Here is a 24,177-nt window from a genome sequence, read left to right as displayed (position 1 = left end):
TCACGCGAGGAGGAGCCATGACCATGTCGCGTGGTCCGGTACCGCCCACCGGACCGGAACACCCCTCCGGCGGGGCGGCCGCCGGGCGCGCGCGCGCCCGGCGGAACGACCCGGCCGACCCCTTCGCGTCCGATGCCACATCCGCCACCCCCACCGCCCCGGCCGACGTGCTGGCCGCGCTCGGGCGGTCGTGGACGTGGATCCTCGGTGCGGCCTTCGCCACGCTCGTCCCGGGTGTGCTCGTCCTGGTCTGGCCCGAAGCGACCCTGCACGTGCTCGCGGTCCTCGTCGGCCTGTACCTGCTGGTGGCCGGACTCTTCCGGTTCGTCGACTCCTTCGCCCGCGCCGAGCCCGGCGAACGGCTGCCCGGCCTCCTCGTGGCCGTGCTCTACGTGCTCGCCGGCGTGCTGTGCCTGCGCAACCCATTGCAGACCGTCACCGCGCTCTCCCTGATCGTCGGGGCCGTCTGGCTGGTCTCGGGCATCCTCGCCCTCCACACGGCCATCGCGGCCAAGGACATGCCCCACCGGGGCGTCGTCCTCGGCGTCGCGGCACTCGGCATCGTCGCGGGGATCGTGGTGCTCGCGCTGCCCACGGAGTCTGCCCGGGCGCTGACCCGGCTGCTCGGATTGTGGCTCGTCCTGCTGGGGCTGGCCGAGGTGGCCGTCGCCCTCGCCTGGCGGGCCGCGCTGCGCCGGTCCGGCCTGGGCGGGCAGGGCGGGCGGAGCGGTCCCGACGACCGGACCGGCTGAGACCACTGGCCGAGGCCACCGGCCGAGAGACCACCGGCCGAGAGACCACCGGCCGAGAGACCACCGGCCGAGAGACCACCGGCCGAGAGACCACCGGCCGAGAGACCACCGGCCGAGACCACCGGCCGAGGCCACCGGCTGAAGCCAAGGCGTGGCAGCGGCAGTGGCAGTGGCAGTGGCAGTGGCTGTGGCAGTGGCCTCGGCAGTGGCACACACCATCGAGGAGGAATCATGGTCTCGGGCCACACCTCAGGACCGTCTCCCGCCGACAACGGCGCAGGCGGCCACGCCCTGACCGCCGAGGAACGCGCGGACTACGAACGGCTGCGCCGGACGGCGGGAGCGCACCACCGGCGCCTGCGCACGGCGGGCGCCGCGGTCCTGCTGGTGGTGACCCTGCTGCTCGCCCCCGCGGCCGTGGTGGCGGCCTGGGTGCAGGACACCGTCACCGACACCGACCGCTATGTGCAGACCGTCGCACCGCTGGCGTCGGAACCGGCCGTCCAGGAAGCCGTGACCGACAAGCTGACCGATCGCGTGGTCGCCAACGTGGACGTCCAGGCGGTGACGGACGCCCTGACGAAGGTGCTGGCGGACGCCGGTGCGCCGCCCCGGGTGGTGGCGGGCGCCGATGCCCTCACCGGCCCGCTGCGCTCGGCGGTCAGGACCGTCGTCCACCGCAACGTCCAGCGCGTGATCAGCAGCGACGTCTTCGAAGAGGTCTGGGTCCGAGCCAACCGGCAGGCCCACACCGCCGTGCTGAACATGCTGACCGGGGACAAGCAGGGGGTGCTGGTCGCCTCGGGGGACGCCGTGGAGCTCAACCTCGGCGCCGTGGTGGACGACGTGCGCCGGCGCCTCGTCGACCAGGGCTTCGAGAAGGCGGCCGCCATCCCCGACACCGACCGCACGATCACGCTCTTCCGGACCGAGGAACTCGGCAAGGCACAGGACGCGCTGCGCCTGCTCGACATCGTCGGCGTCTGGCTGCCCGTGCTGACCGTCGCGCTCGCCGCCCTCGCCGTGGGGACCGCTCCGGGACACCGGGTGATGCTGCTGATCACCGGGCTGGGGGTCGGGGCGATGATGGTGCTGCTGCTCGTGGCCCTGGCCGTGGTGCGGCGGGTCTACCTGAACGACGTTCCCCCGTCCACCCTGCCGCCCGACGCCGCCGCGGCGATCTTCGACACCTTCGTCCGCTTCCTGCGCGACAGCACGCGCACCCTCCTGGTCGTCTCCCTGATCGTCGCCCTGGCCGCCTACCTGTACGGTCCCGGGCGCGCGGCCCGCTGGGTGCGCCGCTCGGCCGGGCGCTGGACGACGGCCGGCGGGCGGGCGCTGGGCCGCGCGGGCCTGCGCACGGGCGGGGCGGGACGGTGGCTGGACACCCACCGCAAGGCGGTCACCGGCGTCACGATCGGTGCGGGCGCGCTGGCGCTCGTGCTGTGGAACCACCCCACGATCACGGTGGTGGTGCTGGTCCTGGTCCTGGTCGTCGTGGTGCTGACCGTCGAGGCGCTCCTCGCCGCCGCGGCCCCCGGCCGCGACGCGGCGGTCCCGGAGCCGTGAGCCGCGGCGCTCGGCCGGGCCGAGGCGAACCGCGCACCGTGAGCCGCGCGGGCCCGACCACGGACGTCGTCTCCGGTCCCGTACCGGAGGCCACACGATGCTCACCCGCCCCGGGTGAGGCGTCCCACGAGGTCCCGCGCGCACGCTGAGGACGGCAGGGCACGCACGGCACGAGGGGCCCGAGCCGGGACGGAACGGAGGAGAAAAATGAGTGAGGACGTCTACCTCGCGTACGACTTTCCGCTGTTGAGCGCCTTCTGGACGATGCTCTGGTTCTTCCTGTGGATCATGTGGTTCGTCCTGCTGTTCCGGATCGTCGTGGACATCTTCCGGGACGACGACCTCAGCGGCTGGGCGAAGGCCGGCTGGCTGGTGTTCGTCATCGTCCTGCCGTTCCTGGGCGTGTTCGTCTACGTGATCGCCCGCGGCAAGAACATGGGCGGTCGCGAGATCGCGCAGGCACGGGCCCGCCAGGAGGCCTTCGACAGCTACGTCAGGGAGACGGCCAGAGGCGGCGCGGAGCGGACCAGCAGTGTCGACGAGCTCGCCAGGCTGTCCGAGATCCGTGCCCGCGGTGACATCACGGACGAGGAGTTCCGCCGGGCCAAGGAACTGGTCCTGAGCGGCCACGGCCCCACGGAAGGCCCGGGTCCGGTCCACTCCGCCCCCGGCCGCTGAAGTACCGAACGACACCGAATCGAGGAACCGGGATGACAGGGACACACACCCCGCAGACAGAATCGACCAAGTACGCGTGGGCGGAAGGCCTCACCGTCTTCGCCGCCGTCACTCTCATGCTGGCCGGAGTTCTCGGGATCTTCCGGGGGATCATGGGAATCGCCCAGGACGACGTCTTCGTGACGACGCGCAACTACGTGTTCCAGTTCGATCTGACCGGCTGGGGCTGGACCCATCTGATCCTGGGCGCGCTCGCGGTGATCGTCAGCCTGGGACTGTTCCAGGGGGCCATGTGGGCACGCGTCGCGGGCGTCGCCATCGCCGGGCTGATCATCATCGCCAACTTCCTCTCGCTGCCGTACTACCCGATCTGGTCCGTCGTGATGATCGCCTTCTCCGGGTTCGTCATCTGGGCCCTGTGCGTGGCGCGCGGGGACCGCTCGGGCGGCGGATGGGAACGCCGGGCGTAGCCGGACCGCAGCGGTACAGCAGACATCGGCCGTCGGCGGGCCGGCGGCCGGGAAGGCGGTGGCCCATGTGCCGTTGGCTCGCCTACTCGGGGACCCCCGTCCTGCTCGACGCCATCCTGTACCGGCCGCAGCACTCGCTCATCGACCAGAGCCTGCACGCCCGGATGGGGGTGGAGACGACGAACGGCGACGGGTTCGGCGTCGGCTGGTACGGGCCGCACGTGGACACCCCCGCGGTGGTCCGGGACATCGGCCCCGCGTGGAGCAACCACAACCTGCGGGAGATCGCCGGCCACGTCCGCTCACCGCTGTTCTTCGCCCACATCCGGGCCTCGACCGGATCGGCGGTGCAGCAGACCAACTGCCATCCGTTCCGCCACGGCCGCTGGATGTGGATGCACAACGGTGCCATCGCCGAGTTCCACCGGATGCGCCGCGACCTCGCCCTCGCCGTCGATCCGCGTCTCTTCCTCGACATCGAGGGCTCGACCGACTCGGAGATGATGTTCTACCTGGCGCTCACGTTCGGACTGGAGGGGGACCCGCCGGGTGCCGTCGCGCGGATGGCGGCCCTGGTCGAGCGGGTCGGTCACGAGCACGGCGTGGAGTTCCCCCTCCAGATGACGCTCGCCGTCACCGACGGGCATCGGCTGTGGGGGTTCCGCTACTCCAGCGAGCGTGCCTCCCGCTCGCTCTTCTACAACACGCGGGTCGACACCCTGCGCGCCCTCCACCCCGACGTCGGTTTCCTGCAAGAGCTGTCCGACGAGACCCGGCTCATCGTGTCGGAGCCGCTGGGGGACCTGCCCGGCGCCTGGATCGCGGTGCCCGAGAGCACCTACGGCGTGGTGCAGCCGGAGGGGGACGAACTGCATCCGTTCGTACCGGAGGCGGCGTAGGGCAGGGGGCCATGGCTCCGTTCCCGGTACCGGGCACTCCGTGACGGTCGGCACCGGGAACGGAAAAGGCCGGCTCGGCGCTGTCCGCGCCGAGCCGGCCCTGTCGTCGCCGCCGGTCAGTCCGTGCCGAACTCCATCGCGGCGCGGTCCAGCAGTTCGTCGTCGGCGGAGACCGCGCCGCGCGAGGCGATGGCCTCGGCGCCGCCCTCCGGCATCTCCGGCATGGTGCCGATCAGCCCGGTCGCGGCCGCCTGGGCGGCGCCGATGGCGGGGCTGCCGGTGCCGATCAGGCCGAGGCCGGCGTACTGCTCCAGCTTGGCGCGCGAGTCGGCGATGTCCAGGTTGCGCATGGTGAGCTGGCCGATCCGGTCCACCGGGCCGAACGCCGAGTCCTCGGTGCGCTCCATGGACAGCTTGTCCGGGTGGTAGCTGAACGCCGGGCCCGTGGTGTCGAGGATCGAGTAGTCCTCACCGCGCCGCAGCCGCAGCGTCACCTCGCCGGTGACGGCCGCGCCGACCCAGCGCTGCAGCGACTCGCGCACCATCAGCGCCTGCGGGTCCAGCCAGCGGCCCTCGTACATCAGCCGGCCGAGCCGCCGTCCCTCGGTGTGGTACTGGGCGAGGGTGTCCTCGTTGTGGATCGCGTTGACCAGGCGCTCGTACGCCGCGTGCAGCAGGGCCATGCCGGGCGCCTCGTAGATGCCGCGGCTCTTGGCCTCGATGATCCGGTTCTCGATCTGGTCGGACATGCCCATGCCGTGGCGGCCGCCGATGGCGTTGGCCTCCATCACCAGCTCGACGGCGGAGGCGAACTCCTTGCCGTTGATCGAGACCGGGCGGCCCTGGTCGAAGCCGATCGTCACGTCCTCGGTGGCGATCTCCACCGACGGGTCCCAGAACCGCACGCCCATGATCGGCTCCACGGTCTCCACGCTGGTGTCCAGGTGCTCGAGGGTCTTGGCCTCGTGCGTGGCACCCCAGATGTTGGCGTCGGTGGAGTACGCCTTCTCCGTGCTGTCGCGGTACGGGAGGTCGTGGGCGAGGAGCCACTCCGACATCTCCTTGCGGCCGCCCAGCTCGGTCACGAAGTCCGCGTCCAGCCAGGGCTTGTAGATCCGCAGGTGGGGGTTGGCGAGCAGGCCGTACCGGTAGAACCGCTCGATGTCGTTGCCCTTGAAGGTCGAGCCGTCGCCCCAGATCTGGACGTTGTCCTCGAGCATCGCCCGGACCAGGAGCGTGCCCGTGACGGCGCGGCCGAGCGGCGTGGTGTTGAAGTAGGCGCGCCCGCCCGAGCGGATGTGGAACGCCCCGCAGGCGAGCGCGGCCAGGCCCTCCTCGACCAGCGCCGCGCGGCAGTCGACCAGGCGCGCGATCTCGGCGCCGTAGGTCTTCGCGCGGCCGGGCACCGAGGCGATGTCGGGCTCGTCGTACTGGCCGATGTCGGCGGTGTAAGTGCACGGAATGGCGCCCTTGTCGCGCATCCACGCGACCGCGACCGAGGTGTCGAGGCCGCCCGAGAAGGCGATGCCGACGCGCTCGCCGGCGGGAAGGGAGGTGAGGACCTTGGACATAGGAAGAGTATGCAGTGTCGCGCATCATCATGCAAAGGCAGGGCTGGGCGGAAGGTCGGCAGGGCTTGCCGCGGGCTCGCCATGGGCTTGCCGGGGGCTTGCCATCCTCCCTCTTCCGATATATCGTTGAAGCATCGCGACAGATCAACGATGGAATGAATGGAGTGATGGCGATGCGTAGCCACGGATTCGAGCGTGGACATCGGCAGGGCGGCCCCTCTCGGCGTGGCCGGGGCGGTTTCGGGCCGGACTTCGAAGGGCGACGGGCGGCCTTCGGCCCGTTCGGGCCGGGCGGCCCGGGGTTCGGCCCCGGTGGTCCCGGCGGCGGTTTCGGGCCGGGCTTCGGCCCCGGGCCGTGGGGCGGCCGAGGGCGCGGCGGGCCCAGGGGAAGGGCGCGGCGCGGTGACGTGCGGGCCTCGATCCTGGCCCTGCTCAAGGAACGGCCCATGCACGGTTACGAGATGATCCAGGAGATCGCCGAGCGCAGCGGCGGCGCGTGGAAGCCGAGCCCCGGCTCGGTGTACCCCACGCTCCAGCTGCTGGAGGACGAGGGCCTGATCAGCAGCGAGTCGGAGGGCGGCAAGAAGCTGTTCTCGCTCACCGACGCGGGCCGTACGGCGGCCGAGGGTGGCCCGGACGCCCCCTGGGAGGAAGCCTCCCGCGGGGTCGACTGGGAGGCCCTCAGCGAGATCCGCCAGGCCGGCTTCGGCCTGATGGAGGCCTTCGGCCAGGTCTGGAAGACCGGCAGCAAGGAGCAGCGCGAGAAGGCGCTGGCCGTCATCAACGACGCGCGCAAGAAGCTGTACCTGATCCTCGCCGACGAGGACTGACGGCCTCCCCGCCGTGAGACGGGCGCCCCGCGGGACAACCCCGCGGGGCGCCCTTCGCGCGTACGGCGGCGCCCCGGCCGCGGGGCGGGGGTGCGCGGCCGGCCGATGAGCGCCCGGCACGGGCGGCCGCGCACAGCAGGAAACGTGCCCCGCTGAGCGAAGAATGGCCAGATATCCTCCCTGCGGAGGAGATTTCGTACGCCGGGGTCCGCTCCGCGTGGGATGCGCAGATGCTCCCCTCCGTCGATGACGTGCCGCCTCGGGGCTGATGGGGTGGGGAGGTGCACATGCGTACCTCCGGGCCCTCGTCCGACGAGATCCCCCGGCAGCCGGGCGGCGACGGGGCGGCCCGAGCCGTGGACGGCGACGCCGGGCTCAGCGCCGAACTGACGGCGGCGCTCGCCGGCGCGCGACGCCGAGCCGCCCGGGACGGGGACCGGCAGATCGACACGGCCCACCTCCTGCACTCCCTCCTGGAGCACGACCCCGAGGTGCGCGCCGTGTTCGACGGCAGCCCACGGCTCGCCCGGCTCCTCGGCTACCTCGCCCAGCGCAGCATCGGCTACGGCCTGCGCTGGCAGGGCGGGATCGAGGACTCCGCAGCCCCACCGGTCGTGCCCGCCGTCGACGACTCCGTTCTCCCCGCGGCGGGGGCGCCGGCGGGGGCGGGGGCGATGGCCGGGTCGACGGCAGGGCCGACGGCGGGGTTGGTGGCCGGGTCGGCAGCGGGGACGGTGGCCGGGGTGTCGGTCGGGCCGGCTGGTGAGCTGGTGGCGGGGGTGGCGGTCGGGTCGGCAGGTGAGCCGGTGGCGGGGGCGGTGGCCGGGTCGGCGGGTGAGGCGGTGGCTGCGGATTTCCATGCCCCGCGGAGCCTCCCCGCGGCCGAGGGATTCTCGCCCGTCGCCGCCGAGGCGCTGCGGCACGCGTGCGTGCGGGCCGCCGGCCGTGCCGACGGCGCGGCGGCCCGTGGCGTCGACCTGCTGGTGGCGCTCGTCGCCGATCCCGGGGCCCGGGCCGTCGAGGTCCTCGGCCGCGCCGGCGTCGACGTCCGCGCGGTGCGGGCGGGGCTCCCGGCCGTAGGGCCCCCGTCCAGCCGCTGAGACAGGTGTCAACTGGGGTGACGCTCATGTCGTCGCCTGTCATCATGTGCCGGTGCATACGTCTGTGAGCAGTCAGGGCAACCGTGGAAGGGCCGCAGGGCTCTCGCTGGCGGTCGGGTCGGCCATCGCCTTCGGCGGATCGGGGGTCGCGGCGAAACCGCTGATCGAGGCGGGCCTCGATCCGCTGCACGTGGTGTGGCTCCGGGTGACCGGCGCGGCCCTGGTGATGCTCCCGCTCGCCGTGCGCCACCGTGCGCTGCTGCGCCGCCGGCCCGCCCTCCTGGCCGGCTTCGGACTGCTCGGCGTGGCCGGTGTCCAGGCCTTCTACTTCGCGGCCATCTCCCGTATCCCCGTCGGTGTCGCGCTGCTCGTCGAGTACCTCGCGCCCGCCCTGGTGCTGGGCTGGGTGCGGTTCGTGCAGCGGCGGCCCGTGACGCGTGCCGCCGTGCTCGGTGTGGTCCTCGCGGCCGGCGGGCTCGCCTGTGTCGTCGAGATCTGGTCGGGGCTCGGCTTCGACGCCCTCGGACTGCTCCTCGCGCTGGCCGCCGCCTGCTGCCAGGTCGGCTACTTCGTCCTGTCCGACCAGGGCAGCGACTCCGGCGACGGCGCCCCGGACCCGCTCGGCGTCATCGCCTACGGCCTCCTCACCGGAGCCGCCGTCCTCACGGTCGTCGCCCGCCCCTGGGGCATGGACTGGTCCGTCCTGGCGCACTCCGCCCGGATGGACGACGCCGAGGTTCCGGCCTGGCTGCTGCTCGCCTGGATCGTGCTGATCGCCACGGTCGTCGCGTACGTCACCGGCGTGGTCTCCGTGCGCCGGCTCTCTCCGCAGGTCGCCGGAGTGGTGGCCTGCCTGGAGGCGGTGATCGCCACCGTCCTGGCCTGGTTCCTGCTCGGTGAGCACCTCTCGGCCCCGCAGATCGCGGGCGGCGCGGTGGTCCTGCTGGGCGCGTTCATCGCCCAGTCGTCCACACCGTCCACGCCGTCGACGCCGTCCGAGGACGCCGCCCAGCCGGTGGCGGGCGGCAGCCCCGAGCGGGAGCTGTCCGCGCGGGGGACGGCTGCCTGAGGGGCGCGGTTCATACCTCGCCGGACCGGCGATGTCCTGGTGCCGGTGACCCGCCCCGGCAAGCGGCTCACCGCCGCGCCGCCGGCCGCCGCGCCGCCGACGCCGGGCTCACCGCCGCGCTGCCGGCCGCCGCGCCGCCGACGCCGGGCTCGGCGCCGGGCTCGGCGACGGGGCCGGGCCTCTCGGGGGCGGGAAGCCGAGCGGCGGCGTTCGGTCGACCGGGCGCCGGCGGGCCGTGGTCACAGTGCGGCGAGGTAGTCCGGGACGGCGGTGCCGGGCGCCAGGCCGGCGTCCGGGAGCGGAGTGCCGTAGCCCTTGCGCAGGGGGACCACGCCCGCCCAGTGGGGGAGCGCGAGGTCCTCGGGCTCCTCGTTCACCCCGCCGGTGCGGGTCTTGGCCGAGACCTCGTTCAGGTCGAGGCGGATCACCGCGGTGGCCGCCAGTTCCTTCTTGTCCGCGGGCCGGGAGTCGGCGGTCCGGCCGGGGACGACCTGGTCGACCAGGGCGTCGAGCGCCGCCCGCTTCTCCTCCGGGTCGGTCACGTCGTAGGCGAGGCCGTGCACCACCACGGAGCGGTAGTTGATCGAGTGGTGGAAGGCCGAGCGGGCCAGGACCAGACCGTCGACGTGGGTCACGGTCAGGCACACCGCAAGTCCCGGGTCGGCCTGCCCCGCCATCCGCAGCGGGCGGGACCCCGTCGAGCCGTGGACGTACAGCGTCTCGCCGACCCGGCCGTAGAGCGTCGGCAGCACGACCGGCGCGCCGTCGCGGACGAACCCCAGGTGGCAGACGTAGCCCTCGTCGAGTATCGCGTGCACGAGGGCCCTGTCGTACGACGCCTTCTGCGCGGACCGGGTGGGGACCGTGCGGTCGGTCGGGGTGTAGGCGCCGGGCGGCGTCGGCTGTGCGGTCCTCCGTACGACCTTCTCCTGCATGGCGGCCTCCATTGCACTAGTGCATAATATGGTTTGTGCTAGGAGAATATCCGATCAAGGGTCGGCGCGCAGCCGACATTTCCGCGAGCGTCGAGCGTGCGGTGGCGGCCGGCGCCCTGAGCGCCGGGCAGCCGCTGCCCCCCATGCGCGAGCTGGCGGAACTCCTCGGGGTGAACCCCAACACCGTCGCGGCCGCGTACCGCACCCTGCGCGAGCGCGGGGTGATCGAGACCGACGGCCGCCGCGGCAGCCGGGTGCGGTCGAAACCGGCCACCACCGCGCGCGAGTTCATCCGGGTGGAGGTCCCGGAGGGGGTGCGGGACGTGGCCGCCGGCAATCCCGATCCCGCCCTCCTGCCGGCCCTGGCGCCGGCCTTCGCGTGGGCCGCCGCACAGGGCGACCGCGAGCCGGTCCTGTACGGACACGAACCCGTGGAGCCCGAACTCGCGCGCCTGGCCCGGGCGGAACTCGACGCGGACGGCGTCCCGGCCGGGCCCGTGGCCGTCACCACCGGCTGCCTGGACGCCGTCGAACGCGTCCTCGCCGCGCACCTCAGACCCGGTGACACCGTGGCCGTCGAGGACCCCGGCTGGGGGTCGCTGCTCGACCTCGTACCGGCGCTCGGACTGCGCACGGTCCCGGTCGGCCTGGACGACGACGGGCCGCTGCCCGAGGACGTGGAGAGCGCCCTGCGGGCCGGCGCGCGCGCCCTGGTCGTCACCGACCGGGCGCAGAACCCGACCGGCGCCGCCCTGAGCGCCCCCCGCGCGCGTGCCCTGCGCGGCGTGCTGCGCGCGCACCCGCACACCCTGCTCGTCGAGGACGACCACGGCCACCGGATCGTCGACCTGCCCCTGCACGCGCTCGCCGGAGCCACCCGGCACTGGGCGTTCGTGCGCTCGGCCGACAAGGCGTACGGCCCCGACCTGCGGCTCGCCGTCCTGACCGGGGACGACCTCACCCTGGACCGGGTCCGGGGGCGGCAGCGGCTCGGCCCCGGCTGGGTCAGCCGGATCACCCAGCGGGCCGTCGCGCGCCTGTGGGCCGACGGCGCGGTCGACGGGCGGGCGGTCGCGGCGTCGTACGGCGGCCGCCGCGACGCGTTGCTCGCCGCGCTGGCGGAGCGGGGCGTGGAGGCGCGCGGGCGCAGCGGGATGAACGTGTGGGTGCCCGTGCCGGACGAGACGGGAGCGGTCGCGCGGCTGCTGAACGCGGGGTGGGCGGTCGCGCCGGGTGCGCGGTTCCGGCTCGGCTCGCCGCCCGGGATCCGGATCACCGTCTCGGCGCTGCGCGAGGGGGAGACCGCGGCCCTGGCGGACGCGGTCGCGACGTCCGTGCGGTCCGCGCCGGGCCACGGCCCCGTCTGAGCCGCGCCGACCGCCGGCGTCGGACGCCGTCTTCCTGACCCGCCCGACGCGGGACTACGACGTCCTCCTCGCCTGCGTCAGCGCGGCCCCGGCCAGTACGATCACCGCCCCCACCGGTGTCGACCAGCTCAGCGACTCGCCGAGCAGGGCGACGCCCGCGACCGTGGCGATGACCGGGATGAAGTACGTGACCATCTGGGCGGTCGTCGGGCCGACCTCGGTGACCAGGCCGTACTGGATCAGGACGGCCAGGCCGGTGCCGAGGGCGCCCAGCGCGGCGACGGCGAGCAGCGGGAGCAGCGGGAGGCGGGTCGGGAAGCTGGTGGACAGGGGGGTCACGACGGCGAGCTGGACGGTCGCCAGCAGCAGCTGCGCCCCCGTCATCGACAGCGCCGAGGAGCCGGTGCCGGCGAGGGTGCGACGGACGTAGATCCAGCCGATGGGGTAGCTGAGGGAGGCCAGCAGGGCGAGGGCCGTGCCCCGGGCGTCGAGCCCGTCGAAGCCGTGCCAGGCGCCGAGGACGGTGAGGACGCCGAGGAAGCCGAGGCCCAGACCCGCGACCCTGACCCGGGTCGGCCGGTCCTCGGAGAGGGCGACCAGGGACAGGACCATGCCCCACAGCGGCGAGGTCGCGTTGCAGATGCCGGCGAGCGTGGACGGGATCGTCAGCTCCGCGTAGGCGAAGAGGGAGAACGGCAGCGCGTTCAGCAGGAGGGCGGCGACCGTCAGGTGTCCCCAGGTGCGCGCCCCGCGCGGCAGCCGCTCCCGCTTCACCGCCATCGCGGCCGCCAGCACCGCCGTACCGAACACCAGCCTGCCGAGCGTCACCTGGAACGGCGCGTAGCCCTGCGTGCCCACCTTGATGAGCAGGAAGCTGAAACCCCAGATCAGCGACAGGGCGGCGAAACGCAGCCGCCAGTCCAGGGTGCGACGGGCGCGGGCGGCGGAGGCCGGGGTGCGGGTGCGGGCGGCGGGTGCGGTGGTGGTCATGGTGACCACCGTGCGGGACGGAACCTCGTAGCACAATCGAGAATCGGCGCCCGGTATTGCGTAGCATCGCTTACATGTTGAACCTGGAGCGCCTGCGCACCCTCGACGCCCTGGCCCGGCACGGCTCGGTCAGCGCCGCCGCCTCCGGGCTGCACATCACCACGTCGGCCGTCTCGCAGCAGTTGGCCAAACTGGAACGGGAGGTCGGGCAGCAGCTCCTGGCCCGGCACGGGCGGGGCGTGCGTCTGACCGACGCGGGGCGGCTGCTCGCCCAGCACGCGGCCCGCATCCTCTCGCACGTCGAACTCGCACAGTCCGACCTTGAGGCGCACCGCGGGCAGGTGGTGGGCGAGCTGCGGCTGTCGGCCTTCCCGACCGCCGCGCGCGGGCTGTTCCCCACCGCGCTGGCCGGCCTGCGCGCGGAGCACCCCGGCCTGCGGGTGCGCTCGTGCGAGCTGGAGCCGGAGAACGGCGTCGCCGGGGTGGTGCGCGGCGACCTCGACCTCGCGGTCGTCCTCGACTGGTACAACAAGCCGATGCCGGTCCCGGACGGCCTGGTCAAGGCACCCCTCCTCGACGACCCGGCCGAGGTGGCGATGCCCGCCGGGCACCCCCTCGCCGGACGGGAGGAGGTGGATCTCGGGGAGTTCGCCGAGGACGAGTGGATCACCTGGGCCGAGGGCGAGTTCTGCCACGAGTGGCTGATGTTCACGCTCCGCTCCCGCGGCGTCGAGCCCATCGTCGGCCACCGGGCGGCCGAGACCCACACCCAGATGGCCCTGGTCGCCGCCGGTCTCGGGGTGTGCATCGCGCCCCTGCTCGGCCGCCGGCCGGTGCCGGGGGGAGTCGTCACCGTCCCGCTCCGGCAGCGGGTGCGCCGGCACGTCTACGCCGTGTGGCGGGCCGACGCCGACCGCCGTCCGTCGATCCGCGCTGCGGTCGGCGCGCTGAAGTCGGCGGCGGAGAAACTGGATTGACGGGTCCGGGCCGAGGGGTCCGGACCGACGGGCCCGGACCGACGGGTTCGCGCCGACGGGTTCGTGCCGACGGGGCCGCGGCGAAGAGCCCGGACCGACGGGCCCGGACTGATGGGTCCGGGCCGACGGGTCTGGACTGACGGGCCCGGACTGACGGGTCCGGGCCACGCGTCCGGGCCGACGGGTGCCGGCCGCTCCGTCCGCCGGCCTGTCCGCCCATCCGTCCGTCTGCCCCTTCGCCTGTCCGCCTGTCCGCCTATGAGCCGGCCAGCTTGCGGAAGTCCCAGGACACGGTCTTCTCCGGCCGCAGCCGCAGCCACGCGTGCCGCCCGTCGTGCGGAATCGAGTCCAGCCCGAAGTTCTTGCGGGCGAACAGCGTCTCCACCGCGTCGAGTTCGGCGCACAGCTCCCCGGTGCGCGGGATCTCGCCCACGAACTCCATGGTGCCGGACAGCTCGACGCCGCGCAGCGACTCGTACTCCTCGCCCGTGTCGACCACGACCGCGACCCGCGGATCGCGCCGCAGGTCCGCCCACCGCTTGCTGCGGACCACCGAGTACAGCCACAGCGCGGAGCCGTCCCACAGGAACCACAGGGCGCTGACGTGCGGGGTGCCGTCGGCGGAGACGGTGGCGACCCGGCAGGTGCGCTGGGCGGTCAGGAACGAGTCCAGCTCGCCCGGCGTCATCATGATCTTCCGGCCCCGGCGCTGAGTGACGGTCATCCGGCCCTCTCCTCTTCCCTGATCGCTTCGCTTCTCCCACGTCGTGCCCCGGGCGATTCTCCGACGCCAAGCCGGCAAACGGTACGGGGGTGCCGCCGGAGCGCACCCCCGCGATGATCCGCCGCACCCGGCCCGTCCGGAGGGGCCGGGCCCGCTCAGGCGAGGGTGATCGAGTCCCCGCTGACCGTGATCTGCACCTCGGGCAGCGGCTTCGTCGCCGGACCGCTCTGCACGCTGCCGTCCGTGATCGAGAAGTTGCTGTTGTGGCAGGGGCAGTTGATGACGCCGTCCGCGATGCTCTTCACCGCGCACCCCTGGTGGGTGCAGACCGCCGAGAAGGCCTTGAACTCGCCCGCCGCCGGCTGGGTGACGACCACCTTCTGCGCGTCGAAGACCTTGCCGCCGCCCTCGGGGATCTCGGCGGTGGTCGTGAGCGCGCCGTCGGCCGCCGCGCCGCCGGTGTCCGCCGACCCGGAGCCGCCGGTCGATCCGGAAGAGCCCGAGGTGCCGGCCGAGGCCGAGGAGCCCGACGTGTCGTCGTCGGAGCCTCCGCACGCGGTCAGCGCGACGGCGAGTCCCGCGGCTCCGGCGGCCGCCACGACGGTACGGCGGGCGGGGGTCGGCACGGGTTTGATCGATGCGCTGGTCATGCGGGGAGTCCCTTCCGGGGAGGTTCGGTGATCTGCGGGAAGGTACGGGCCGAGGGCGCGCGGTGTTCAAGCCGTGCGGTGGCCGTCCGGCGGCCGTCCGCCGGTCGTGCGGCGGACGGCCGTCGGACGTTCTGCCCGGACGATGGTCGAGATGGTGGCCCCTGAGGGGTGAGGGCGGCGTAAGCCACGGCTGTCGCGGAGCTGTCGGCCGGGCGGGGCCGGGCCCCCGCGCCCCAGCAGCCTGGGGCGATGCGGGACAGCGGCGACGGGAAGCCCGTCGATCCGAGGCGCCGCCGTAGGCACGGTGAGTGACCGGCGCTGGTGGAGCGGAGCCTTCTCGACAGCCGCGTGCGGGTCGTCTCCGAAGTGGGCCGGCGGAGGACCGCGATCGACGCCGACTGCCGCAAGGTCGGGATGCGGGGTGGTTCCCGCCGATGGATGGTGGAGTCATGAACCAGCACCACCATCACTCCCAGCGGCTGACCGAGATCGACATCCGGCTCCTCAAGGCCGGTGCCGTGCTCACCGCAGCCGGTGCCGGGGTGGTATGCGCCGGGATGGCCGTGGCGTCCTTCGCTTTGTTCACGGCGGGGCGGCGCATGATCCGCGACATGGACGTACCCCCGTCCGAGCAGGCGGCCATGAAGTGGCGTCAGGCCAAGGAGGCGTCTCGGGCGGGCATGCGGGCGTGGCAGTCCGCGTCCGACGCCCATGCATAACGGCTCCTCGTGCGGTTGTCGACCACCATGAACGGCTCGGCGTCATTCCACGTCCCCCGGCGGGCCGGCCGGGGAAGGGCCCTGGGCGGCTCGTAGCCCGGCCGTGTGACAGGCCACGCCGAAAGCGGGGGCACCGCGTGCCGGTCGGACTCGCGCGCGCCCCAGGGTGTTTTCGTCTGGGGGCCGGGTGTGCGACGGCTCCTGTGTCTGTCCTGGCGGGCCGGCCGAGTCCCGGCCTTCCTCACGTGCGCCGCCCGTTTCCTGAGGGTGTGCCGTCCGCAACGCCCAAGGAGAGATCGTGGTGGCAGCGAAAGCCGAGAACCGCGGGACGACGTCCTCGCAGCTCCTCAAGGGTCAGAAGGCGTTGGTGACCGGTGCCAACTCGGGCATCGGCCTGGCGACCGCCGTCGCCCTGGGCCGGGCCGGAGCGGACGTCGTGGTGAACTACGTCGCCGGTGCGCGCGAGGCGGAGAACGTCGTCAAGGAGATCGAGGGCTTCGGCGTCCGCGCCTACGCCCACGAGGCCGACGTGTCCGACGAGGACCAGGTGACCGCCATGGTCGCGCGGATGGTGGAGGAGCTCGGCACCATCGACATCATGGTGGCCAACGCGGGCCTCCAGCGGGACGCAGCCGTCACGGAGATGACCCTCGCCCAGTGGCAGAAGGTCATCGACGTCAACCTGACCGGCCAGTTCCTGTGCGCGCGGGAGGCCGCCAAGGAGTTCATGCGGCGCGGAGTGGTGGAGGAGGTCTCCCGGTCGGCGGGAAAGATCATCTGTATGAGCTCGGTCCACCAGATCGTCCCGTGGTCGGGGCACGTGAACTACGCCTCCTCCAAGGGGGGTGTGGGCATGCTGATGCAGACCCTCGCCCAGGAGCTGGCCCCGATGCGGATCAGGGTCAACGCGGTGGCGCCCGGCGCCATCCGCACGCCGATCAACCGCGACGCCTGGTCCACGCCCGAGGCCGAGGCCGACCTGCTGCGCCTGATCCCGTACCGCCGAGTGGGTGACCCGGACGATATCGCCAACGCCGTTGTCGCCATGGCGTCCGACCTGCTGGACTACGTCGTCGGCGCCACCCTCTACGTCGACGGCGGAATGACGCTCTTCCCCGGCTTCGCCACGGGAGGCTGACCGCCGATGCAGGGTCACGTCACGCCCCGCCGGGTGGCGATCCTCGGCAGGGTTTCGCCGGGCTGTTCGCCGCCCGCGCCCTGCGGAGGCCGCCGGTCTCGGTGACCGTGGCCGCACCACGACGTGCGCTGCCTGCTCGCCGAAGCCACCGACGTGGATGAGGCCGCCCGGCTGGTCCACGCCCGGTGACCCGAGGGGGAGCCGTCGTGCTGCCGTATCACGATCCGATCGTCGTGGTGGACGCCGAGATGGCCGAACCGGCCGCGGACGACCGGGAACGGCAGCAGTGGCTCGCCTTCGCGCCCGGTGGGGCTCCACCCGGGCACGGGCCCTCGGCCGCCCCCTCCGGGCCGTCCCCTCCGGGCCGTCCCCTCCGGGCCGTCCCCTCCGGGCCGTCCCCTCCGGGCCGTCCCCTCCACGACCTGTCCTTCCTCAGCCCCGCCTCCTCGTGCGGGGCAGACCTCCGAGGCGCACATGTTCAGCACAGCGGTCCATCTCGCGAACACGCCGGACCAACTCCTGCCGGCCCGTGAGCTGATGGCCTTCACCCTGGCCTCCCACATCCTGCTGGTCCCGTTCGGTGTGGCACTGCCGTTCATCACTCTGCTGATGCACCACCGAGGGCTGCGTCGCAACGACCCCGTCGCCCTCCTGCTCGCCCGGCGCTGGTCGGCGGTGATGGCCGTCCAGTTCGCCATCGGCATCATCACCGGCACCGTGCTGTCCTTCGAGTTCGGCTTGCTCTGGCCCGGCATGATGGGCCGCTGGGGCGACGTCTTCGGCCTCGGGTTCGGCGTCGAGGCATGGGCGTTCTTCCTCGAGGCCGTCCTGATCGCGATCTACCTCTACGGCTGGCGCAGGCTCAAGCCCTGGACGCACTTCTGGCTCGCAGTACCGCTGCCCCTGGCCGCCCTGATGGGGGCGTTCGGCATCATCGCGGCCAACTCCTGGATGAACACGCCCCAGGGATTCAGCCTCGACGCCCAGGGCGAGCCGACCCACGTCGACGTGCAGCAGGCGATCTTCACACCGATGTTCGGCCCGGAATACTGGCACTTCGTCGTCGCGATGCTCCTGACCGCCGGGTACGTGGTCGCCGGCGTGTACGCGGTCGGCCGGCTGCGCGGGCGCCGTGACCACTACCACCGGCTCGGCTTCACCGTGCCGTTCACGGTCGCCGCGATCCTCACACCGGTCCAGTTCATGCTCGGCGACTCCGCCGCTCGCGCCGTCTTCCACAAGCAGCCGATCAAGTTCGCCGCCATGGAGATCGTCTGGAAGACCGACACGCACGTGCCCGAGTACATGTTCGGGCGACTGAACAGCGACGGGACGATCTCCGGCGGACTCAAGATCCCCCAGCTCGACTCGATCCTCGCCGGCTTCAGACCCAGCACCCAGGTGACCGGGCTGACGTCGGTGCCGGCCGCCGACCGCCCCACCGTGGTCCAGGCCACCATCGCCCACTGGGCCTTCGACATCATGGTCACCATCGGCAGCCTGCTGATCCTGCTGGCGCTCTGGTACGCCTGGTCCTGGTGGCGGCACCGGGACAACCCCCGCGGCCGCTGGTTCTACCGCTGCGCCGCACTCGCGGGCGTCGCCTGCCTGGTCACCGTCGAGTGCGGCTGGATCACCACCGAGGTCGGCCGTCAGCCCTGGATCGTCTACCAGCACATGAGGGTCTCGGAGGCGGTGACCAGTACCCGCGCCGGATCGCTGTGGGCGATGCTCGGCATCGTCATCGTCGTGTACGTGGCCGTCTTCGGCTCGTTCCTCGCGGTCGTCCTGAAGATGCGTACCCGCTGGCGCATCGCCGACGAGGGCTCAGCCGCCGCGCGCGCCGACCTGCCGCCGGAGACCGACACCCCGTACGGGCCCAGAAGCGAGCCCGAGTCCACGACCGCCGGGGCCGCGTCCGGTGGCGGGTCCGGCCACATCCCTGGCGGTGAGTCGTGATGGCCGAATTCATCGCGTGGGTGCTGGTGATCGCGATCGCCGCCTACGCCTGCGCCGGAGGCACCGACTACGGCGCCGGCTTCTGGGACCTGCTGGCCGGCGGCGCGGAGCGCGGCAAGCGGCCCCGCTGGCTCATCGACCACGCCATGGCACCGGTCTGGGAGGCCAACAACGTCTGGCTGATCTTCGTTCTGATCATCATGTGGACCGGCTTCCCGACGATGTTCCAGGCCGTGTTCGAAGCGATGTGGCTGCCGCTCGCCCTCGCCGCCGTCGGCCTGGTGCTCCGCGGCGCCGGGTTCGCCCTGCGCAAGCCGACCCGCCGCCTGGCCCGGCAACGGGTCTACGGCGCGATGTTCGCCGTCTCGTCACTGGTGACGCCGTTCTTCCTCGGGGCGGTGCTCGGCGGCATCGCCTCCGGCCGGGTCAAGGTCGGCACGACCGCCTCCGCGGACGCCTGGGCCAATGGAACCTCCGTCCTCACGGGTCTGCTGGCCATCGCGGCCACCGCGTTCCTCGGGGCGGTGTTCCTCTGCTCCGATGCCCTGCGGTTCGGCGCGCCCGATCTCGTCGACTACTTCCGCCTGCGGGCGCTGATCGCCTTCGGCGCCGTCGTGGTCCTCGCGCTCATCGGCCTGCCCGTCACCCACGACGACGCCCGGTACGTCTGGGACGGCCTCACCGGGGGCTGGGGGCTGGTGCTGGTCGTGCCGGCCGCCGTCTGCGGTCTGGTCACGGTGCTGCTCCTGCTGCGCCGGTCCCACGGCTGGTCCCGCTACACCTCGGTGGCGAGCGTCGCCCTGGTCGTCGGCGCCTGGGGCTTCGCACAGCGGCCCTACCTGCTGCCCACCTCGCTGACGGTGGCCGAGGCGGCCGGCGCCGCTCACACCCTGCGCTGGCTGGTGATCGTCACGGGCATCGCGATCGTGCTGGTCGGTCCGGCGCTGGTGCTGCTGTACCGGCTGGACACCATGGGCCGGCTGGAGGAGCTCACCGCTGCCGACACCCGGGCGGCCGGAGCACCCGGCGACAACCTGTAAGCGGGAGCACCCGGCGACAACCCGTAGAGGCGCCCGCCCCGTCAGCTCAGCCGGTCGGCGATGTGGTCGCCGACCCGCAGGGCGTTGGCGATGGCGGTCAGGGACGGGTTCACCGCCCCGATGCTGGGGAAGAAGCTGGTGTCCACGACGTAGAGGTTGTCGAGGTCGTGGGCCTTGCAGTTGACGTCGAGGGCCGAACTCCGTGGGTCGTCGCCGAACCGCACGGTGCCGGCCTGGTGCGCGGTGGCGCCGATCGGCATGCCCTTGTGCAGGTAGATGCTGTGATCCAGCAGGTGGTGCTCGTGCATGCCCAGGTGTCCGAGCAGTCCCCGCAGCTGGTGCTGGAGGCGCTTCAACCCGGCGATGTTGTTCTTCTCGTCGAGCGCCAGGTGGATGGCGTCGTCCTTGTCGAGGGTGACCCGGCTCCCGGACAGCGGAAGGTCCTCCCCGCACAGCCAGAAGTCGACGGCGTGGTGGGCGAGTACCTCGAAGGGCATGTCCGGCGCGACGGCACCGGCCCAGAGTGGCGCCTCGCCGTGGATCTGGTCGGCGTCCGACTTGCCGAGCATCTGGATGCCACCGAGCGGATACTCCCAGTCGTCCGCGCCCAGATACCAGTCGTTCAGCGCCAGGGTCTTCTGGAAAAGGGTGGGGTTCGGTTCCTTCGACACCGCCATCAGTGCCAGGTTGTTGTGACGCATGTAGTGGCGCCCCACCACGTCCGAGCTGTTGGCCAGCCCGCCGGGATGCCTGTCGTCGGCCGAACGCAGCAACAGGACCGCGGAGTTGACCGCGCCGGCCGCGACCACCACGATGTCGGCGCCGAACTGCCCGGTCGCTCCGTTCTCGAGCTCGGCCACGACCCTGGTGACGGTGTGTCCGGTCGGGTCGGTCTCCAGGCGCCGTACGTCGGCGCCGGTCACCATCGTGACGTTGTCGTACTTCAGCGCCGGGTCGACGCAGATCACCTGCGCGTCGGACTTGGCGCCCACCGGGCAGGGGAATCCGTCGACGCGGTCGCAGCGGATGCAGACGCTGTCGTGGGTGGCCCGGCCGCTCTCGTCCTGGGTGAGGTTCACGCCGATCGGCAGGTGGAAGGGGTGCAGGCCGGCTCTGCCCAGATCGTCGCTGAGCTGCTGGATGCGCGCCTCGTGCTCGACCGGCGGGTAGGCGTACTGCGCGCCGGCCGGCCCTTCGGTGGGGTCCTCGCCGTGCCGGCCGTGCACGAGGTAGAGGTGCTCGGCCTGGGTGTAGTACGGCTCCAGATCCTCGTAGCGGATCGGCCAGGCCGGTGAGATGCCGTCGTGGTGGCGCAGTTCGCCGAAGTCCTCGGGCCGCAGCCGGAAGAGCGCGGCACCGCAGAACTTGGTGTTGCCCCCGACGTAGTAATTGACCTCCGGGGGGAACTGTTTGCCGTGCTTGTCGTACCAGAACTCGGGGGCACGGTACCTGCCCTTGACGAAGACGGCGGTGGAGTCCCAGTTGTCCCGCTCCCGTGGCAGGTAGTCACCACGCTCCAGGATCAGGACCCGCTTGCCGGTGGGGGCCAGCCGGTGGGCGAGCGTGCCGCCGCCCGCTCCCGTACCGATGACGATGACGTCGTAGTGCTGATCGTCGGCCATGAGAGGGTCCCGTCTCAGGAACATTCAGTGGCATTACATGCCAATTCCCAAACTATCGGGTGATTTGAGCTGCGGCGACTCGACCGGAACGGGAGCCCGCCGACGCGGATGCCCGGAACGTGTCGGGGCAGGGAGACCACCAGACCAGGCCACAGATCGATGCTCCCGCTCGGATTCTCAGAGCACGGCGATCGGGTTGACCGGTGAGCCGGTGGCGGCGGGCAGTCTCAGCGGGGCGATCACGCAGAGGAAGGACCAGCGTCCCTCCGCCGCGCAGACCGGCGCCAGGTCCTCGAACTGAAGGTAGTCCAGCAGGTGAAGGCCCATGGCGTGAATGGCCAGCACATGCACGGGGAAGTCGACCCCCTCGGTGGAACTCGGGGCTGTGTCGCTGTTCCCGTCGCCGCCGAGCACGGCGACCCGCCGGTCCGCCAGGAACTCCAGCGCGGACGGATGGAGCCCCGCGCGCGCGTCCGCCGCGTGCCACGCGCCCAGTTCGGCGCGGCGCCGGCGGTGGCCGACCCGGACGAACAGGAGGTCGCCCTCGGTCACGCGGACACCCTGGGCCGCCTCGGCCGCGGTGAGGTCGTCGGCGCTCACGTGATCACCCGGTTCGAGCCAGGGCACACCCCGCAGGCGGGGGATGTCCAGCAGCACGCCGCGTCCGACGATCCCGTCGCGCGCCGCCTCGATGGAGAGCGCCGTGGCCCCGCCCGCCGTGACGCTGCTCGCGGGCACGCCGCCGTGCAGTGTGCCGTCGTAGATCACGTGGCAGAGGGCGTCGATGTGGCTGTCGGCGTCGCCGTGCACGTTCATCGCGAAGGCGTCCCTCGCGAAGTGGAGCCCGCCCGGGGCGTTCTCCTCCGGCTGCCCGCTCATCCGGTGCCTCGCAGGCTCCGGATTGTCCGGGCCGGGCCGCGTCTCCACCGGCGCGGCGAGCGTCACCGTCCGGCCGGTCCGCACCTCCTGGGCGGCGGCCGCGATCCGGGCGGGAGTGAGCGCCTCGAGAGCGCCCCGGTCACCCGAGGCCCAAGCGGCGCGCGAGCGCAGGCGCCGGTACAGCACGCCGAACTCGTCCTCGGTCAGCCGGGGCGGTCCTGCCGGCCGGGCGTGGCCGACCATGGGTCAGCGCCCTCGCTCCGCGTCGAGTGCCCGGTCGAGGGTGGCGGCCGCCATGATGAGCGAAAGACGGGTGAACGCCCGCGGGAAGTCGCCCGGTTGCTCCCCGCTCGGACCGACCTCCTCGGCGAAGAGCCCGACGTGGTTCGCGTAGGTCTGCATCTTCTCGAAGGTGTAGCGGGCCCGGGACAACCGCCCCGCCCGGGCCACCAGGCCGGTCTCGTCGGCCTGCGCGGTGAGCCCTTCGACGGTGAGGGGTGCGGGTGCCTCGCCGCCGGACGCGCAGACGGTGAACACGGCGCCGCCGGACTCGCCGGCACTCAGCGTCACCCTGCCGCGCGGGTCCTGGCCGTCCCGCTCCAGCGGGAAGGTGGTCCGCAGGTGCGCGTCCGTCCCCGGGGCCCGGCGCATGAGGTCGACCACCTCGCCCACCCCGTCCGGCGACATGAACCGGGTCACCGGAACGGCCGTGTCGGGGTAATAGAGCTGTTTGCAGAGGGCCTCGGGGCGCTCCGGGGCCGGCCGCAGGTATCCGCCGCCGTCATGGTCGAGCAGGGCGGCGAAGATGCTCGGCGAGTCGAAGCGGGGAGCGGCGAACCAGTCCACGACACCCTGCGCCGAGACGAGCGCGGCGGTCTGGAGGTCGCCCACCAGGCCGTGCTCGGCGAGGGGAGGGTAGCGGTCCATGGGTGCTCCGAGATCTCGGAGATGATCCCCTGCGTCCCACTATCCGCCACTCGGACGACCCTTGCCATGCCGGAACAGCCGACGGCCGCCCGCCCACCGCTGCCGCCACCGACGCTCCTCGGGCGGCACCCTCACGGCCCACGGCGCCCCATCGCGGGTCTGCGCCAGCCGGCGCCTCGGCCGGGCGACAGGGGTGCCGGGGCCGAGCACCGCACCCGGCTTGCCGATCCCCACTCTTCGGGGGTTACTGACTGGAGTCGGCCGGCGACAGAGGGGAGGACCGGCGCTCGGGCACTCCGGGGCCTCGGCCTCGATGGGGCCGCCGGCCGAGCGATGGAGGTGGTGGATGGAGATGATCCACGTCCGGCTGGTGAGCCCCCCTGATCTCACCCCCCGGGCGGTCGGGCTGCTCACCGGCGACCGCTATGTCTTCAACCTGGTCGTCCTTCCCGAACTGGCGCACAACCCCGACGGCGACGCGATCGAGTGCGACATCCTGGCGGGTGCGGCCAACGCCGTGCTGCGAGGTCTGCGCGACCTGGAGGTCGACCGCCGCGGATCCATCGTCATCGAGCCGGTCGAGATGGCCTTCTCCGGCGCCGCGGCCGAGGCGGAGCAGCGGCAGCTCGGTGCGCTCGCGCACGCGCCGGTCTGGGAGGAGGTCGAAGCGCGCATGCGCGCCGAGGGCACCTATCTGCCGAGCTTCTACGTCTACCTGGTCATCGCGGGCGTCATCGGTGCGGTGGGAATCATCACCAACTCCCAGATCCTGATCGTCGCCGCGATGGTCGTCGGACCGGAGTACGGCGCCATCACCAGCGTGGCGCTGGGCATCGACCGTTGTAACGGCACCAGGATCCGACGGGGCCTGTCCGCCCTGACCGTGGGATTCCTCCTGGCCGTCCTGGTGACTTTCCTGTTCTCGTGGGCGATCCGGGGTCTCGACTTCCAGCCCGAGGCGTTCGAGCTGGGCATCAGGCCGGTCTCCGCGCTGATCGACGCCCCCAACTTCTTCTCCGTGGTCGTCGCGGTGCTGGCCGGCATCGTCGGGATCATGTCCCTGACCCAGGCCAGGACCAGCGCGCTGCTCGGCGTGTTCATCTCGGTCACCACCATCCCGGCCGCCGCCGACATCGGCGTCTCCTGCGCGTTCTCCAGCTGGAGCGAGGCACGTGGATCCCTGGTCCAGCTTCTGCTCAACATCGTGCTGCTGATCCTGGTGGGCGTGTTGATGATCAGATTCCAACGGGCCGTCTGGCGACGCATCGGCCGCCGCAGCAGGCGCTCGGGCAGGTGACACCGCCGTCCCGTC

22 protein-coding genes and 2 pseudogenes are annotated in these 24,177 nt (G+C 72.6%); 16 read left to right on the top strand and 8 right to left on the bottom strand.

Going from position 1 to position 24,177, the window contains the following annotated elements:
* Positions 1-17 precede the first annotated feature (17 nt).
* From ACFYWQ_RS17480 to ACFYWQ_RS17460, 5 genes are all read left to right on the top strand, one after another.
* Positions 18-752 carry an HdeD family acid-resistance protein gene (locus ACFYWQ_RS17480; RefSeq protein WP_389517326.1) on the top strand — a complete coding sequence of 245 codons (735 nt, stop codon included), beginning with the start codon at positions 18-20 and terminating at the stop codon, positions 750-752.
* 231 nt (positions 753-983) lie between these two features.
* Complete coding sequence (locus tag ACFYWQ_RS17475) at positions 984-2,321, top strand: hypothetical protein (RefSeq protein ID WP_389517324.1); 1,338 nt, start codon at positions 984-986, stop codon at positions 2,319-2,321.
* Positions 2,322-2,528: 207 nt separating this feature from the next.
* A complete protein-coding gene (locus tag ACFYWQ_RS17470) occupies positions 2,529-2,999 on the top strand; it encodes an SHOCT domain-containing protein (RefSeq protein ID WP_389517322.1) in 471 nt (156 codons plus the stop codon).
* A gap of 32 nt (positions 3,000-3,031) precedes the next feature.
* Positions 3,032-3,469: a hypothetical protein gene (locus ACFYWQ_RS17465; protein ID WP_389517320.1), complete on the top strand. Its 438-nt coding sequence runs from the start codon at positions 3,032-3,034 to the stop codon at positions 3,467-3,469.
* Positions 3,470-3,534: 65 nt separating this feature from the next.
* The gene (locus ACFYWQ_RS17460) at positions 3,535-4,368 is read left to right on the top strand and encodes a class II glutamine amidotransferase (protein ID WP_389517318.1); all 834 of its coding nucleotides are present in this window, start codon (positions 3,535-3,537) and stop codon (positions 4,366-4,368) included.
* Between the two features lie 116 nt (positions 4,369-4,484).
* Here the strand turns inward: ACFYWQ_RS17460 and argG are convergent, their stop codons facing one another.
* Positions 4,485-5,939 (bottom strand): argininosuccinate synthase, encoded by a 1,455-nt coding sequence (argG, locus tag ACFYWQ_RS17455; protein WP_389517316.1) that lies wholly within the window; start codon positions 5,937-5,939, stop codon positions 4,485-4,487.
* Between the two features lie 173 nt (positions 5,940-6,112).
* Between argG and ACFYWQ_RS17450 the strand changes: the two genes are divergently transcribed.
* From ACFYWQ_RS17450 to ACFYWQ_RS17435, 4 genes and pseudogenes are all read left to right on the top strand, one after another.
* Positions 6,113-6,769: a PadR family transcriptional regulator gene (locus tag ACFYWQ_RS17450; protein WP_389517314.1), complete on the top strand. Its 657-nt coding sequence runs from the start codon at positions 6,113-6,115 to the stop codon at positions 6,767-6,769.
* Positions 6,770-7,056: 287 nt separating this feature from the next.
* Positions 7,057-7,389 (top strand): annotated as a pseudogene (locus tag ACFYWQ_RS17445) (peptidase); the annotation flags it as partial.
* A 54-nt stretch (positions 7,390-7,443) separates the two neighbouring features.
* The gene (locus tag ACFYWQ_RS17440; protein ID WP_389517458.1) at positions 7,444-7,869 is read left to right on the top strand and encodes a hypothetical protein; all 426 of its coding nucleotides are present in this window, start codon (positions 7,444-7,446) and stop codon (positions 7,867-7,869) included.
* 46 nt (positions 7,870-7,915) lie between these two features.
* Complete coding sequence (locus tag ACFYWQ_RS17435) at positions 7,916-8,938, top strand: DMT family transporter (protein WP_389517312.1); 1,023 nt, start codon at positions 7,916-7,918, stop codon at positions 8,936-8,938.
* Positions 8,939-9,177: 239 nt separating this feature from the next.
* On the opposite strand, the gene ACFYWQ_RS17430 is transcribed toward ACFYWQ_RS17435, so the two are convergent.
* Complete coding sequence (locus ACFYWQ_RS17430) at positions 9,178-9,873, bottom strand: pyridoxamine 5'-phosphate oxidase family protein (protein ID WP_389517310.1); 696 nt, start codon at positions 9,871-9,873, stop codon at positions 9,178-9,180.
* Positions 9,874-9,908: 35 nt separating this feature from the next.
* Between ACFYWQ_RS17430 and ACFYWQ_RS17425 the strand changes: the two genes are divergently transcribed.
* The gene (locus ACFYWQ_RS17425; protein WP_389517308.1) at positions 9,909-11,240 is read left to right on the top strand and encodes an aminotransferase class I/II-fold pyridoxal phosphate-dependent enzyme; all 1,332 of its coding nucleotides are present in this window, start codon (positions 9,909-9,911) and stop codon (positions 11,238-11,240) included.
* Between the two features lie 54 nt (positions 11,241-11,294).
* On the opposite strand, the gene ACFYWQ_RS17420 is transcribed toward ACFYWQ_RS17425, so the two are convergent.
* Positions 11,295-12,230 (bottom strand): DMT family transporter, encoded by a 936-nt coding sequence (locus ACFYWQ_RS17420; RefSeq protein WP_389517306.1) that lies wholly within the window; start codon positions 12,228-12,230, stop codon positions 11,295-11,297.
* 74 nt (positions 12,231-12,304) lie between these two features.
* Here ACFYWQ_RS17420 and ACFYWQ_RS17415 point away from each other — a divergent pair, with 74 nt between their 5' ends.
* Complete coding sequence (locus ACFYWQ_RS17415) at positions 12,305-13,207, top strand: LysR family transcriptional regulator (protein WP_389517303.1); 903 nt, start codon at positions 12,305-12,307, stop codon at positions 13,205-13,207.
* Positions 13,208-13,463: 256 nt separating this feature from the next.
* On the opposite strand, the gene ACFYWQ_RS17410 is transcribed toward ACFYWQ_RS17415, so the two are convergent.
* The gene (locus tag ACFYWQ_RS17410; RefSeq protein WP_389517301.1) at positions 13,464-13,931 is read right to left on the bottom strand and encodes a pyridoxamine 5'-phosphate oxidase family protein; all 468 of its coding nucleotides are present in this window, start codon (positions 13,929-13,931) and stop codon (positions 13,464-13,466) included.
* Between the two features lie 155 nt (positions 13,932-14,086).
* The gene (locus tag ACFYWQ_RS17405; RefSeq protein ID WP_389517299.1) at positions 14,087-14,581 is read right to left on the bottom strand and encodes a Rieske (2Fe-2S) protein; all 495 of its coding nucleotides are present in this window, start codon (positions 14,579-14,581) and stop codon (positions 14,087-14,089) included.
* A 449-nt stretch (positions 14,582-15,030) separates the two neighbouring features.
* Between ACFYWQ_RS17405 and ACFYWQ_RS17400 the strand changes: the two genes are divergently transcribed.
* The 4 genes from ACFYWQ_RS17400 (at position 15,031) to ACFYWQ_RS17385 (ending at position 19,437) form a co-directional block, all read left to right on the top strand.
* Positions 15,031-15,300, top strand: coding sequence for a hypothetical protein (locus ACFYWQ_RS17400; RefSeq protein ID WP_389517297.1), 270 nt, complete (start codon positions 15,031-15,033; stop codon positions 15,298-15,300).
* Between the two features lie 298 nt (positions 15,301-15,598).
* Positions 15,599-16,438: an SDR family oxidoreductase gene (locus tag ACFYWQ_RS17395; RefSeq protein ID WP_389517295.1), complete on the top strand. Its 840-nt coding sequence runs from the start codon at positions 15,599-15,601 to the stop codon at positions 16,436-16,438.
* Positions 16,439-16,912: 474 nt separating this feature from the next.
* Entirely contained in the window at positions 16,913-18,397 is a 1,485-nt protein-coding gene (locus tag ACFYWQ_RS17390) for a cytochrome ubiquinol oxidase subunit I (RefSeq protein WP_389517293.1), read from the top strand.
* Positions 18,397-19,437: a cytochrome d ubiquinol oxidase subunit II gene (locus ACFYWQ_RS17385; protein ID WP_389517291.1), complete on the top strand. Its 1,041-nt coding sequence runs from the start codon at positions 18,397-18,399 to the stop codon at positions 19,435-19,437. The genes ACFYWQ_RS17390 and ACFYWQ_RS17385 overlap by 1 nt, the downstream gene beginning before the upstream one ends.
* 41 nt (positions 19,438-19,478) lie before the next feature.
* On the opposite strand, the gene ACFYWQ_RS17380 is transcribed toward ACFYWQ_RS17385, so the two are convergent.
* The 3 genes and pseudogenes from ACFYWQ_RS17380 to ACFYWQ_RS17370 all read right to left on the bottom strand — a co-directional run.
* Entirely contained in the window at positions 19,479-21,059 is a 1,581-nt protein-coding gene (locus tag ACFYWQ_RS17380; protein ID WP_389517290.1) for a GMC oxidoreductase, read from the bottom strand.
* Positions 21,060-21,236: 177 nt separating this feature from the next.
* A complete protein-coding gene (locus ACFYWQ_RS17375) occupies positions 21,237-22,181 on the bottom strand; it encodes a cyclase family protein (protein ID WP_389517288.1) in 945 nt (314 codons plus the stop codon).
* A 225-nt stretch (positions 22,182-22,406) separates the two neighbouring features.
* Positions 22,407-22,865: pseudogene (locus ACFYWQ_RS17370) on the bottom strand (trehalase-like domain-containing protein); the annotation flags it as partial.
* Positions 22,866-23,211: 346 nt separating this feature from the next.
* On the opposite strand from ACFYWQ_RS17370, the gene ACFYWQ_RS17365 reads away from it, so the two are divergent.
* Positions 23,212-24,162, top strand: a complete 951-nt coding sequence (locus ACFYWQ_RS17365) for a DUF389 domain-containing protein (protein ID WP_389517286.1) — start codon at positions 23,212-23,214, stop codon at positions 24,160-24,162.
* The last annotated feature ends 15 nt before the right edge of the window (positions 24,163-24,177 follow it).

Source organism: Streptomyces sp. NPDC003247, from assembly GCF_042888135.1.
GTDB lineage: Bacteria > Actinomycetota > Actinomycetes > Streptomycetales > Streptomycetaceae > Streptomyces.
Note: the sequence above shows the minus strand (reverse complement) of the source record. Positions and strands in the feature narration are given on the sequence as shown.